This window comes from Methylobacterium persicinum (assembly GCF_022179525.1).
In the GTDB taxonomy this organism is placed as follows: Bacteria; Pseudomonadota; Alphaproteobacteria; order Rhizobiales; family Beijerinckiaceae; genus Methylobacterium; species Methylobacterium persicinum.
Genome location: NZ_BPQX01000052.1, coordinates 1 through 12,502 on the forward strand (window position 1 = coordinate 1; position 12,502 = coordinate 12,502).

The window sequence follows — 12,502 nt, forward strand, 5'->3', positions numbered from 1 at the left end:
GAGCTGATCTCAGCTGATCACAACATTTCGACGAAGACTCACAATCGGTTCAAGCGTTTCCGCTCAAACACTGTGAGCTAAAGAAACATTGGACAGCTTAGTCTTCTCACGATCCGGCTCGCGCCGGACGCGCAAGGACAAACGCCGTCCGCGTTTCTCTTTCTCAGATTTACTTTTCAAAGAACGTCGCCCGTTTCAGCGAGCGATTTAGTCTCTAACAACTTCAAACGACCTTGGCAAGTGCCTTTGATTGTTTGTCGTTGTCGTCGAAAATCTGTTCCGTCGGCGGGCCTTTGCTTTCGGCGGCGCGTCGGGAGGCGGCCGTATAGGCCGGCTCGGAATGGCTGTCAATCGCGGTCGGGAAGGAGGCTGCAAAATTCTCAGCCGGCTTCGGAGGCACGGGGCCATGACCACTTCTAGAATATGGAGGCGAAGGGCGGTCGGTTCGAGGGGGGCGGGGCCGGCCACCGATGCGGCATCCCGTCGTCACAACCGGGCGACGGTCTGTCCAGGGCGTCGGCCTCTGGCCCGGCGGTCCGATCTCGTGCCCCTAACAAAATCTCTCCCCTTGAACATACGTGAGTGCTTTCCTGCGGGCGGCGGCGGACAACGATGCGGTCTTCGAGAAGGAGTCGCCCATGAACCCTCACGCTCCGCGTCCGGCTGAGTTCTGGGACGACCTCGAGCGCATGGTCGCCCGGAGGGTCGAGGCCGCGCTCCATGACCGTCCGGCCAAGCGGGACGCACTCATCGAGTACCTCCGCCACGTCGAGGAGATGGCCCGGACCGAATGCGACCGCCGTCAGACGGTGCAGATCATCGCGTCCGGCCGCAGCCTGCTCGGCGACCGCCGGGCCGTCGGTCCGGAAGAAGGCCCCTTCACCCGCGCATGACCGCGCCGGCGCACGGTCGCGCAAGGTCGCGTCGGTAGTTTCCCCAGTGGGCAACGGGCCGGGACGGCGATCGGCGACGTCAAAATCCGCGATCTTTCAACGTATTGAGGGTTCAAGCGGAAGGCCGTGACGGAGCTGCCCGCCTCCCCGGCGGACGGATGAGGGATGATCGTCGTTCCCTTCATAGCGTTGTGTTTCAGCGTGCCGGTGGCGATGCTTCTGAGCTTGGTGTGGCTGGCGGCAACCGGCCATTCCGAGCTCACGCTGATGCCACGCGAAGCCGCCATCCTCGCGGCCTCCACCGCCTTGATCAGCCTCGCCCTTGCCCTGCTGACGCGGACCCGCCGACGCTGAGGCGAGGCCTCCGCCGCACCGGTCCTGTGAGCTCCCCCTGCCCTCGTTCCAGGCCGTCTCAGGGCCAGTCCTCCCCCCAGTCGTGGGCGCCGAGACGACCGACCCGCTCCGTGAACGGGAAGCGGATGGTGCACCGCAGGCCGTCTGGTTCGAAGGAGAGGGAGGTCTGCGCCTCCAGCTCGTAGGCGAGCATGGTCTCGAGCACCTCCCGGCCGAACCCCCGCCTCGGGACGGGATTGTCCGGATCGATGGCCCCTCCCCGCTCGTTCCAACAGAGTCTGACGACGGGCATCCCGCTTTCGGGTTCGACCTGCCATGTCACGTCGACATGGCCCTCCGATTGGTCGAGGGCACCGTGTTCGACAGCGTTGCTTGCCAACTCGTGGAACGCCGTGGCCAGCACCTGGGCCGCCTTCGGTTTAAGCCTGATGTGCGGGCCCGCGATGACGGCACGCTCGCCCTCACGCACGAGGTGGAACGCCAGTTCCTCCGAGACGAGGAGGTGCAGATCGGCGTCGCCGAAGGCATCCGTGCGGGCCCGGATCCGCATCAGCGTATCCAGCCGACCTTCAAGGTGGGCGGCATAGCTCTCCACGTCGGTGGCTGTCTCGGAAGAGCGGCGCATGATCGTCCGCAGCATGGCCACGGTGTCCCGCAGCGCATGGCGCAGGGTGTCTGTGACGCCGGCTTCCTCGAGCAGACGCCGCAGGCGGGTGTTGTCGGCCTCCGCGGCCGCAAGACGGTCGATCACGTCCCGCTGGTCACTCATGCGCCGCCCCTCGGTTCTCGTCCTTGGGTCCGGACCGCCGTCCAGGCCGTAGCCCGCTCATTCGCCCTCCGCCGGGGGCCCGACCCCGACCGTGAAATGCAGGTAGGCCGGATCGAAATGCGCGATCTCCGCCAAGCGATCTGGATCGTGGATCGTCAGGCGCCGGCCGCGAAGCGCAATCAGCCCCTGGGCGCGCAGTTCCTGGAGTGTCCTGTTGATGTGGACGCTGGTCTGCCCGAGGGCGTGGGCGAGGTCGTGCTGGGTCAGGGGCAACGGACAGGTCGTCCGGCCCGCGAGGCCCACCCCGGCGAGGCGGCATCGCAGCTCGCAGAACAGGTGGGCGAGGCGCTCGATGCCGGACCGGCAGCCGAGGCTGACCGTCCACTCCCGCTGGATCGCCACCGTGGCCAGGGCTTCCCGCTTGAACGCGCGGTCGAGGGTCGGGCTCCGGGCCATCAGCTCCAGGAGCGCGGGGCCGGAGATCTGGGCATAGACCACGGGGGTCAGGGCGCTCACGCTGTGATCCATGCGATCGAGGAGGACGATGTGCGGATCGCACGGATCCCCCGGCAGCAGGAGCGAAACGATCTGCCGGCGCCCGTCGATGAGTTGCCGCGACCGGCAAGCCCAGCCCTCCAGGATGACGTTGACGGCGTGCGGGTCGTCCCCGACATCGATCAGGTCCGCCCGCGCGGGGAGGCTCCGGGCCGGCCCGAGGGCTTTGGCAAGCCACATCCGGTCAGCCACCGAGAGGTTGACGTAACGGCTCAGCTTTTCCGCGAGTGGATCGAGCATCCGGTCCCGCTTCGCTATATCGACGATGATATGATAACAAGTCTGATCGAGCCGGCACTCAAGTAGATCAGTCTCCTTATTCGCGCCTCCTAAGGATCGATCTTTGACGCGGCTATCGGCAGCGTCCGTTGAGACCAGCCTGCGGCGCGCGACGATCACGGGAACGGATGCCATGATGCGCAAGTCGGCCTGCCTTGCCCTCGCGCTTTGCCTCAGCCTCGCCCCCGGCGCCGGCCAAGCGGCCGACGGCCCGGCGACGATCGCCGAGTCCACTCCCTCCGGCTGGCCCGGCACGGTGGAGGGCCTGTGGCACTGGGCCCTGCCGACGACGCCGAACGGCCTGTATCCCCGTCAGAGCTGGCATGCCACGGGCTCGGCGCCGAATGGGGACATCTACGTCGCCGGCATGGACCACCGGACGAACGCGGCCCTCTACCGGATCGAGGCCGCCACCGGCCTGCTGCGCTATGTCGGAGACGCGCGGTCGGCCTCGGAAGCCGCGGACAACTGGCGTCCCGGCGAGACCGCACAGAAATTCCACACGCGACCGCTCTGGCATCGCGGCAAGATCTACGTCGCCACCATGGACCGGTCCGACCTCGACGCCGCCTACCTGGAAAGGCGGGGCTTCCATTGGTACGCCTACGATCCCGCCACGGACCGCTTCACCGATCTCAGCGCCAAGGAACCGGGCGGGACGGCGGTTCCCCATGGAAACCTCGTCTCCCTCGCATCCGACCCGGTGAACGATGTCATCTACGGCGCGGGCGTGCCCACCGGGGAGATCTATCGCTACGACGTCGCCAGCGGGCGGACGCAGGATCTCGGTCGGCCGACGATCTACGGCACGCCCTATGTCTATACGGGCCGGGTCATGTGGGTCGACGGGCGCGGCAGGCTCTACTTCACGGCCATGCAGCCGGAGGACCCGGCCCGGCTCGATCACATCATGTATTACGATCCGCAATCCGGCTTCGGTGAGGAGAAGGACTGGAAGCTGCAGGAGGGCATGGCCCTGGAAACCGGGCAATGCACCGAAGGCGGCCGGCGCTGCGTGTTCGCGGACGATCGCGGACACGTCTACCGCTTCGACCAGGACGCCCATTCCTGGACCTACCACGGACAGGTCCAGACCGGGAAGACGGCGGGATGGGGCGGCGTCGAGTTCTGGCTCTTCGCCCTCAGCCCCGGCGGCGACAGCGTGTATCTCGCCACCAGCACCTCCCCGAAGACGAGCGAGGACACCGCACTCTACGAGTTCGACCTCGCCACCGGCCGGACCCGGACGATCTGCGTCCTCGCGGATCTGGACCCGGCCTTCGCGGGGCGGCATGTCCACACCGGCTATGACGCCTGGGACCGACAGGGGCGCTTCTACTTCGCGAGTTTCGGCTATCCCGACCGGCCCGTGATCGTCTCGCGGATCGATCCCGACCGCCTGAAGGCGGCGTTGGCCCGCCGGGCGGAACAAGGGCACGGTGCAGCCATCGCGAGGTAGTCGCCGGACCCCTCAGCGATCCGGTCCGCTTTGCGGCGATGTCACACGGCCGTCCGCGGGCGAGCCGACGCCCCGAGGCTTGACGGTGAAGCGGCTTGGCCGCACCAGCGCCCCCATCGGCCCGGAGCCCCGGGCCTTTCCTGGACGGTGCGATGCAGGCAGTCCTGAACGCGGCGCTGCCGATCTTTGCGCTGATCCTGATCGGGTTTCTCTGCGGGCGTTTCGGCGTCTTCACCCGCGAGGCCACGGACAACATCAACCGCTTCGCCATCTACCTCGCCCTGCCCGCGCTGATCTTCAGCACCATGGCCAGGATCACCCCGGCGGAGATCGGGCAGGTGGGCTTCTCGGCGGCCTTCGCCCTCGGGATCGCCGCGACCTTCGCCATCGCCTATGGGCTCGGGCGGCGCCGGGGCGCTTCCGTCGCCGATTCCAGCATCGAGGGGCTGGATGCCGGCTACAGCAACGTCGGCTTCATGGGCATTCCGCTCTGCCTGCTGGTCTTCGGGCCGGAGGGGCTGCCGGCCGCGGTGATCGCCACGCTCTTCACCGCCTGCGTCCTGTTCCTGACGGCCATCGTGATGGTGGAGTTCGACCTGCGCCGGGGCGTCGACCGGCGGAGCACCGTGCGGCGGGTACTCCTATCCCTGCTCCGCAACCCGCTCTTCATCGCCCCCATCGCGGGGCTCGCCGTGGGGCTGACCGGCCTCCCCCTGCCCGTGCCCCTCGACACCTCGGCAAAGCTACTGGGTGGGGCGGCCTCCCCCTGTGCTCTGATCTGCATCGGCCTGTTCCTGGCGCAGGAGAGCGGCGTCGCGGGGGACCAGCGGCAGATCTGGATCCTCGTCGGGCTGAAGCTGGTGGTCCAGCCGGCGGTGACGGCTCTGCTGGTCCTCGCCGTGTTCGACGTTCCGCCCATCTGGGCGCGGGCGGCGGTGCTGCTCAGCGCCCTGCCCATCGGATCGGGGCCGTTCACGATCGCAAAACTCTACGGTCTCCAGGCGGGGGTGACCTCCGGTGCGATCCTCATCTCGCACCTCGTCTCGGTGCTGACCGTCTCGCTTCTGGTGGCTTGGCTCGGCTAGGACGTTTTCTGCCATCCTTGGATCACGTCATCTCCCCGCTCCTTGCGAGCAAAGCGAAGCATCCCAGGAATCCGCAACATCCTGAGGCGTCCCGCCGCCCTGGATTGCTTCGCTCCGCTCGCAAGGACGGGGAGCTGGGACGGAGAGCAGGCGATCCCACGGTTCCGGAAAACGCTCTGGAATTTGGTTTCTCCGTAGGGGCCACCCCGGCCTGCTCTCTGGCCGGGCCGGCGCAACTATGAAATGAACGGGCCGAGACCGGACAAACCGGCAAGGACCCTTCCGGGTCATCAGGGAGGAAGGCGATGCGCCTCACGGAATTCGGCGGCTCACGCCGGCATGGCGTCTGAGGGGGCTGCCATGGCGATCGACATCGCGGCGGCTGAGGCGGCGGGCTCGCCGGGCCACGGGATCGGCCTCGACGGGCCGCCGCTCCGGGCCCGGGGCTGGTTGCGCGGCGTCGATCTCGCCCTCGGCTGGCTGGTGGAGATCCCCGCCGCCCTGCTGGTGCTGGCCGAGATTGGCGTGCTGCTCTCGGGCGTCGTCAGCCGCTACGTCTTCCACGAGCCGCTGATCTGGACGGATGAACTCGCCGGCATCCTGTTCCTGTGGCTCGCCATGCTCGGGGCCGTCGTGGCCTTCCGCCGGGCCGAGCACATGCGCATGACCGCCCTGGTCGCCATGGCCGGGCCCCGGGGCCGGGCCTTCCTCGAGACCCTGGCGCTGGTGGCGGGCCTCGTCTTCGTCGCTCTCGTTCTCCAACCGGCCTGGGAGTTCGCGGGGGAGGAATCCTTCGTCCAGACTCCGGCGCTGGAGCTCAACAACGCGTGGCGCGCCGCGGCCCTCCCGGTGGGCTTCGGCCTGATGCTGGTCATCGCCCTGATCCGCCTCTTGGAGGCGGCCGACTGGAAGATGGCGCTGGCCGCTTTGGCCACGGGTCTCGGCCTCGCCGGCGGGCTTTGGGCGCTGCAACCTGTGTTGACGAACCTCGGCAACATCAACCTGCTCCTATTCTTCGTGCTCGGAGTCGGGGCGCTGGTCTTCTCCGGGGTGCCCATCGCCTTCGCCTTCGGCCTTTCGACCTTCGCCTACGTGACCTTGACCACCGACGCCCCGGCGATGGTGGTGGTGGGGCGCATGGATGAGGGCATGAGCCACCTCATCCTCCTCGCCGTGCCGCTCTTCGTGTTCCTCGGCCTGCTCATCGAGATGACCGGCATGGCCAAGGCGATGGTCGGCTTCCTCGCGAGCCTGCTCGGGCATGTCCGCGGCGGCCTGCACTTCGTTCTGGTCGGGGCGATGTACCTCGTCTCGGGCATCTCCGGCTCGAAGGCCGCCGACATGGCCGCCGTCGCCCCGGTGTTGTTCCCGGAAATGAAGGCACGGGGCGCCAGGGAGGGGGACCTCGTGGCGCTCCTGGCGGCGACCGGCGCGCAGACCGAGACGATCCCGCCCTCGATCGTGCTGATCACCATCGGCTCGGTGACGGGCGTCTCGATCACCGCCCTGTTCACCGGGGGGCTGCTGCCCGGCGTGGTGCTGGCGGTGACCCTCTGCGCCCTCGTCTGGTGGCGCTACCGGGGCGAGGATCTCAGCCACGTGGCGCGGCCCTCGCGGGCGGTGATCGGCCGGGCCTTCGTCGTGGCACTGCCTGCCTTGGCGCTGCCCTTTGTGATCCGCTACGCGGTGGTGGAGGGTGTGGCCACCGCCACGGAAGTCTCCACCATCGGCATCGTCTACGCCGCGCTGGCGGGCCTCCTGATTTACCGCCGCTTCCAGTGGCGCCGGCTCTATCCGATGCTGGTGACGACGGCGGCCCTGTCCGGGGCGATCCTGCTGATCATCGGCGCGGCCACGGGCATGGCCTGGGCGCTGACCCAGTCGGGCTTCTCGCAGACCCTGGCGACCGCGATGCGGAGCCTCCCGGGCGGGTCTCTCGGCTTCCTGCTGGTCTCGGCGGCGGCCTTCATCGTCCTAGGCTCGGTGCTGGAGGGCATTCCGGCGGTGGTGCTGTTCGGGCCGCTGCTGTTCCCCATCGCCCGGTCGGTGGGGGTGAACGAGGTCCACTATGCGATGGTAGTGATCCTCGCGATGGGCGTCGGGCTGTTCGCCCCGCCCTTCGGCGTCGGTTACTACGCCGCCTGCGCCATCAGCCGGATCCACCCCGATGCGGGGATGCGGCCCATCGTCGGCTACATCGTCGCCCTCCTGGCCGGATTGCTCGCGGTGATCCTCGTGCCGTGGTTCTCGACGGGGTTCCTGTGACCGTTCCCTTTTCCCGCTCGCGTGGAGAGGGAGTCCTGACACTCTATTTCTCGCCCTTTCGCTCCAACGCGCTGATCTCGATCACAAACTTCCGCCGCATCGCCCGGGAGAAGTCGCCGTAGCCCGCCGCCGCCAGGAGGAAGGAGGTCGGGCCGCCCACCACATGGGCGCGGTACCATTGCTCGAGGCTGGTCCGGTCCTGCGGCAGGGGCGTCGGGCGCAGGCCGTAGCCCGGCGCCCGATAGGCCCCCGCCCCCACCACGTCGTTCTCGCCGGGCACCAGGATCGGCAGCCCGTTGATGGTCGCCCCGAGACCGAGGAGGTCGTCGCGCTCGGCTTCCAGGGCGTCCGGATCGGTGCAGTTGTCGCTCCCGTCCCCGGAAACGTCCACGACGATCCGGTCCGCCGGCAACGGCATCGCCGGGATGACGCTCGCCGCCACGGTGCGGAACATCTGTCCGATGCAGGTGAACTCCCCAGCCTGCCGCGGCGTGGCGCGGACGGCGGCCGCGGCCGCGGCGGCATCGGCCTTGCTGGCGATGCGCCGCCACGGCACTGGCATGCCGGCCCTGTCGGCCCAGGTCACCATCGCGAACAGGATCCCGCCGGGGTTGCCGGTGATCGCGGCGACGACGCCCGGGTCTTCCAGGGCCTCGGCGATGCCCTCCATCTGAAGCCGGAAGCGGGCATCGTCCACCGATTGCGAGACGTCCACCGACACCACGAGGGCCGTCGCGACGGATTCCACCTTCCCCCCCGGCCGGGCGGGGGCGAGGCCGGCCATCAGCATGGCGACGGCCCCCGCCACGCGGATCAGGCGGCCGCTCATGCCTTCTCCGTGAACCGCACGGCGCAGCCTTGCCGCCCCGCCACGAGGGCGCCGCCCCTCTCCCGGCCGAGCACCATGCACGCCGTGGACAAGCCGTCCGCGACGAGGCCTGAGGGGGCGGTCACCGTGACCGAGGAGACACCTGTCGGGGAGTAGCCCGTCGCCGGATTGTAGATGTGATGGTCGGAGAAATCCGGCGAGAACGCCATGTTGTAGTCGCCTGAGGTCGCGGCGAAGCCGGTGAAGGGGGCAATCACCTCCGCGATCTCTCCTTTGCGGCGGGGATCGGCGATGCCGAGGCGCCAGGGCGACCCATCGGGATGGGTGCCGGCGGCGCCGAACTCGCCCGTGTCGATGAAGGCATCGGCGATGCCCCGCGCCCGGAGGGCCGCCATGACCACGTCGGCCGCGTAGCCCTGCACGAGGGCGTTGAGCGTCACCTCCGTGCCCTTATCGAGGATGATCGCTTCCGGCGTCAGCCGTACCCGTCGCCAGCCGATCCGGGCGAGGCACGCGGTCAGGGCGCCGGGATCCGGCCGCTCGCCGACTTTGGCCGCCCGGGACCAGAGCGGCCAGAGGGGCTGGACGGTGGGGTCGAAGGCGCCCCCCGTTTCGGCCGCAAGGTCCAGGGCGAAGGCGAGCAGGGCGGCGAGATGCGGGGGCGGGCCGTCCAGGCGGCCTTCTCGGTTGAGACGCGGGAGGGCGCCATCCGACCGGAACAGGCTCGCCTCGCGCTCGACGGCGTGCATGGCGGACAGGCCGTCCGATAGGGCCGCCTCCAGCTCCCCCCGGTCCGGACCCGCGGCGGTGAGCGATACGGTGGTACCGAAGGCGAGGCCGGCCCTGGTGTCCGACGCGAGCCCCCGGGCGGCGGCCATGGTGCGAAACCTGGTCGCCCCGCCGAGGACAGCGAGGCCGAAGGCGCCGAGCACCGCCCGGCGGCGGGTGACGCGGCCGCTCATCGCGCCGGCACCGGGCGCGGGACGATGCGCTTGGCGTGCCTGCGGGCGACGACCTGCGGGACGCATTGGCCGGGATCGTGGATGATCGTCACGCAATCCATACACTGGAAGCATTCGGGGTAATCGATCCGGCCGTCGGCGGCGATGGCGCCGTAGCGGCAGCGAACCTTGCAGAGCTGGCAGGGCGTGCCGCACTCCGAGCGGCGGGGTATCCAGTCTAGGATGCGCAGGCGCCCGGCCAGGGCAAGGCCGGCGCCCAGGGGGCACAGGTAGCGGCAGAAGCCCTTGTAGACGAACAGGTTGAGGACCAGCAGCCCCACCGCGTACGCCACGAAGGGCCAGCTGCGCAGGAAAGAGAGGGTGATCGCCGTCTTGAACGGCTCGACCTCCGCCATGGCATCCGCGGCGGGGGAGCCGGCGGCGGTCGCCGCGAGGAGGCCGACGAGGACGACGTACTTCGCCTTCCGCAGGGCCTGGTCGAGGGCGGGTGGGACGACGACCAGCTGGATCCGCAGGGGGCAGCCCAGCCACGCGATGAGTTCCTGCATCGCGCCGAAGGGGCAGAGCCAGCCGCAGAACGTGCCCCTCCCCCACAGGACGAGGCTTCCGAGGACGAACGCCCACAGGACCAGCGAGGGGGGATCGTAGAGCAGGAAGGCGAAATCGTGCGTTCGGAGCGCCGCCCGCACCAACCCCATCAGGGTCACGATGGACAGCTGCGCCTGCGCCCCATAGCCGACGAAGGCGACCGTGACCGCAAGGAAGGCGAGCCGGAAGACCGGGAAGCGGCGGGCATCGGCCACGAGCCGCCTCTGCCAGACGAGGACCGGGACGAGGAGGGCGACCATGCCGGCGATCCCCACAAGGGCCGGAAGCCGTGCGCGCCATGCCTCGGTCCAGTCCGGGCCGTCCTGGGCGGATTCCCGGTGGAAGAGGTTGCCCGGAAGCGTCGTCTCCACGGAGAAATCGCGGGTGATCTTCTCCGACAGGATCTGGCCGCGCTCGCGGACGATCTTGTCCGTGAGCATCCAGGGCACGGAGGGATCGAAGCCAGCAGCGGCATCGATCCGCAGGATCGTCCAGTCCCCCGCCGGCAGCCCTTCGGCGAGGCCAGCGCCGCGCCGCTCCACCGCCATGTCGCGGGCGTTCACCACGAGCCCTCCCTGCCCGACCGAGACACGCTCCGGCACCGAGCCGAGGACGAAGCTCTCCCCGAGGGGGTTCTCGGGCGCGTCGGAGGGGCCCGCGCTCAGCACCATCACCGCATGGTTGCCGGGGCCGAGTTCACGCATCAGCGCCTCGAAGCGCGCCGGACCGAGGAGGTTGCGGCCGATGGACGGCACGTCGAGGAGGGCCACGTACAGGTCGGCCAGGATGTCGTCCTGGGCGCCCTCCCCTGCCTCCTCCAGGCCGGTGCCGCGGAAGGCCCGTGCCGCCTCCTGCCGGGTGACGGTCAGCCGGCGGACCCATCCCCGCGCCAACAGGGCGTCGAGACCCAGCGGCTCGTAGAGATCCGCCTTGGCCTCGACACGGAGGCCCACATTGGCGGCGCCGAAACCGAGCTTGCCCCGCGCCACCGCGAGGGCCGAGGCCAGCACAGACTGGTTGATCGTCCGGGTCGAGGCGGTCGCCATGGCAATGCCGTCGACGGTGGTCTGCGGCGAGGCCCCGGAGGCCCGGGCGTTTGGCCGCCCCACCCGGATCGGCTGCCGCGCGGACAGGCCGACATACTGTTCGACGAAGGCGAAAAGGGGCTCCGAGCCGAGCCCCTCCAGGAAGACCGGCTCCCGGTGGGAGAGCACCTTCACGTCGCGGAACGTCCCGTCCGGCGCGAGGGCGACGAGGAGGTCGGGTGGGGTGCCGCCGAATCCGGGGATCGGCGCGAAGTCGATGGATTCGAAGGCGTAGGCGAAGACCTCGTAGGACCCCGCCTGCTGCTTGAGGATCGGCCAGACCGGGAGGATGTCGTCCTTTTCCCCGACGACGAGGGGCGGCGGGAAGTAGCGGGCGAGACCCGCCCTGTCGAGCTCCCCCGCCTGCGTGGCGGAGTCAGCGAGAAAGAGGCACGAGAGCGCAAGGACGAGGCGCCGGAGGGCCGCCAATCCGGGGCGTTGAACGCCGGACATTCGCATCCGCAGCCGTCTCCGGGACGGCTTCGCGCCGCCCTTCGCGTTTCCTCGATCGTTGTCGGCACGATAGGGCCCGGGCGGCGGCGGCCGATATTGGACCAAAGGCCAGGACACCGCGACTGCAGGGACTCACCAGCCCATTTTTCCTCACTCACCAGCTTAGCCGGGGCAACGTAGCGGGATCGTCAAGCAGTTCTCCAATCGTCAGTTGTGTAAGTATTTGTATATCAACTTGTACTAAGTAAAACCATGTTTTATTTATGCAACACGAGCCAATTCGTGACCTAGTGTCCACTTTTTGGGTTTTAAAATCGGATTTCGGTGCGGTTATCTCCAGCCCACCGAATGCCTGCCAACGGATCGACGTCTTGGATGCGGGGAGGCGGCTCGGTGATGCATTCGCATGCCGCTGGTCCCCAGCGGGATCAAGCGTCGACGTCTTTGGCAGCCAGGGCCGTGGCGGGAATGATCTAGGGGAATTCTGTGAAATTCACAGGAATTCCGGCAGTCCGGCGGCAGAACGATTGGAGAAACTGATGAGTCACTTGAAGACTTGGCTGCTCGGCTCGGCCGCAGCCCTCGCCGCGGTCGGCGTTGCCCAAGCCGCCGACCTCCCGACCAAGAAAGCGTCTCCGGTCGAGTTCGTCCGTGTCTGTTCCGCCTACGGCGCGGGCTTCTTCTATATCCCCGGCACCGATACCTGCCTCCGCCTCTCAGGCCGCGCCCGCTTCGAGTACGGCTACCAGGCCCCCCTCGGCCGGACCCAGGGCAACGGCGACTACAGCGGCACCCGCGGTCTCGCCCGCATCAACCTCGATGCCCGCACCCAGACCGGCTACGGCACCCTGCGCGCCTTCATCCGCCTCGAGGCCGCCAGCCGCACCGGCATCCCGACCATCCATTCCGGCACCCAGATCCGGATC

General features: G+C 68.8%; 11 protein-coding genes. 6 read left to right on the forward strand and 5 right to left on the reverse strand.

What is annotated here, in order from left to right; genetic code table 11:
* Window positions 1–578: 578 nt before the first annotated feature.
* Window positions 579–893 (forward strand): hypothetical protein, encoded by a 315-nt coding sequence (locus MFF22_RS19740; RefSeq protein WP_238251473.1) that lies wholly within the window; start codon window positions 579–581, stop codon window positions 891–893.
* 165 nt (window positions 894–1,058) lie between these two features.
* Complete coding sequence (locus MFF22_RS19745) at window positions 1,059–1,247, forward strand: hypothetical protein (RefSeq protein WP_238251475.1); 189 nt, start codon at window positions 1,059–1,061, stop codon at window positions 1,245–1,247.
* Window positions 1,248–1,305: 58 nt separating this feature from the next.
* On the opposite strand, the gene MFF22_RS19750 is transcribed toward MFF22_RS19745, so the two are convergent.
* A complete protein-coding gene (locus tag MFF22_RS19750; protein WP_238251477.1) occupies window positions 1,306–2,016 on the reverse strand; it encodes an HWE histidine kinase domain-containing protein in 711 nt (236 codons plus the stop codon).
* 57 nt (window positions 2,017–2,073) lie between these two features.
* Window positions 2,074–2,811, reverse strand: a complete 738-nt coding sequence (locus MFF22_RS19755; protein ID WP_238251479.1) for a Crp/Fnr family transcriptional regulator — start codon at window positions 2,809–2,811, stop codon at window positions 2,074–2,076.
* Window positions 2,812–2,983: 172 nt separating this feature from the next.
* Between MFF22_RS19755 and MFF22_RS19760 the strand changes: the two genes are divergently transcribed.
* The 3 genes from MFF22_RS19760 (at window position 2,984) to MFF22_RS19770 (ending at window position 7,659) form a co-directional block, all read left to right on the forward strand.
* Window positions 2,984–4,309, forward strand: a complete 1,326-nt coding sequence (locus tag MFF22_RS19760) for an NHL repeat-containing protein (protein WP_238251481.1) — start codon at window positions 2,984–2,986, stop codon at window positions 4,307–4,309.
* Window positions 4,310–4,461: 152 nt separating this feature from the next.
* A complete protein-coding gene (locus MFF22_RS19765) occupies window positions 4,462–5,394 on the forward strand; it encodes an AEC family transporter (RefSeq protein WP_238251483.1) in 933 nt (310 codons plus the stop codon).
* Window positions 5,395–5,754: 360 nt separating this feature from the next.
* The gene (locus MFF22_RS19770; RefSeq protein ID WP_238251487.1) at window positions 5,755–7,659 is read left to right on the forward strand and encodes a TRAP transporter large permease; all 1,905 of its coding nucleotides are present in this window, start codon (window positions 5,755–5,757) and stop codon (window positions 7,657–7,659) included.
* A gap of 43 nt (window positions 7,660–7,702) precedes the next feature.
* On the opposite strand, the gene MFF22_RS19775 is transcribed toward MFF22_RS19770, so the two are convergent.
* Genes MFF22_RS19775 through MFF22_RS19785 form a run of 3 tightly spaced genes read right to left on the reverse strand, consistent with a single transcriptional unit; the run spans window position 7,703 to window position 11,576 of the window.
* Window positions 7,703–8,449 carry a DUF1194 domain-containing protein gene (locus tag MFF22_RS19775; RefSeq protein WP_238251507.1) on the reverse strand — a complete coding sequence of 249 codons (747 nt, stop codon included), beginning with the start codon at window positions 8,447–8,449 and terminating at the stop codon, window positions 7,703–7,705.
* A 35-nt stretch (window positions 8,450–8,484) separates the two neighbouring features.
* Window positions 8,485–9,450: an FAD:protein FMN transferase gene (locus MFF22_RS19780; RefSeq protein WP_238251494.1), complete on the reverse strand. Its 966-nt coding sequence runs from the start codon at window positions 9,448–9,450 to the stop codon at window positions 8,485–8,487.
* Window positions 9,447–11,576, reverse strand: coding sequence for a 4Fe-4S binding protein (locus MFF22_RS19785; RefSeq protein WP_238251496.1), 2,130 nt, complete (start codon window positions 11,574–11,576; stop codon window positions 9,447–9,449). The genes MFF22_RS19780 and MFF22_RS19785 overlap by 4 nt, the downstream gene beginning before the upstream one ends.
* Window positions 11,577–12,115: 539 nt before the next feature.
* On the opposite strand from MFF22_RS19785, the gene MFF22_RS19790 reads away from it, so the two are divergent.
* Window positions 12,116–12,502, forward strand: a 387-nt coding sequence (locus MFF22_RS19790) for a porin (RefSeq protein WP_238251497.1), incomplete at its 3' end; no start/stop codon positions are given.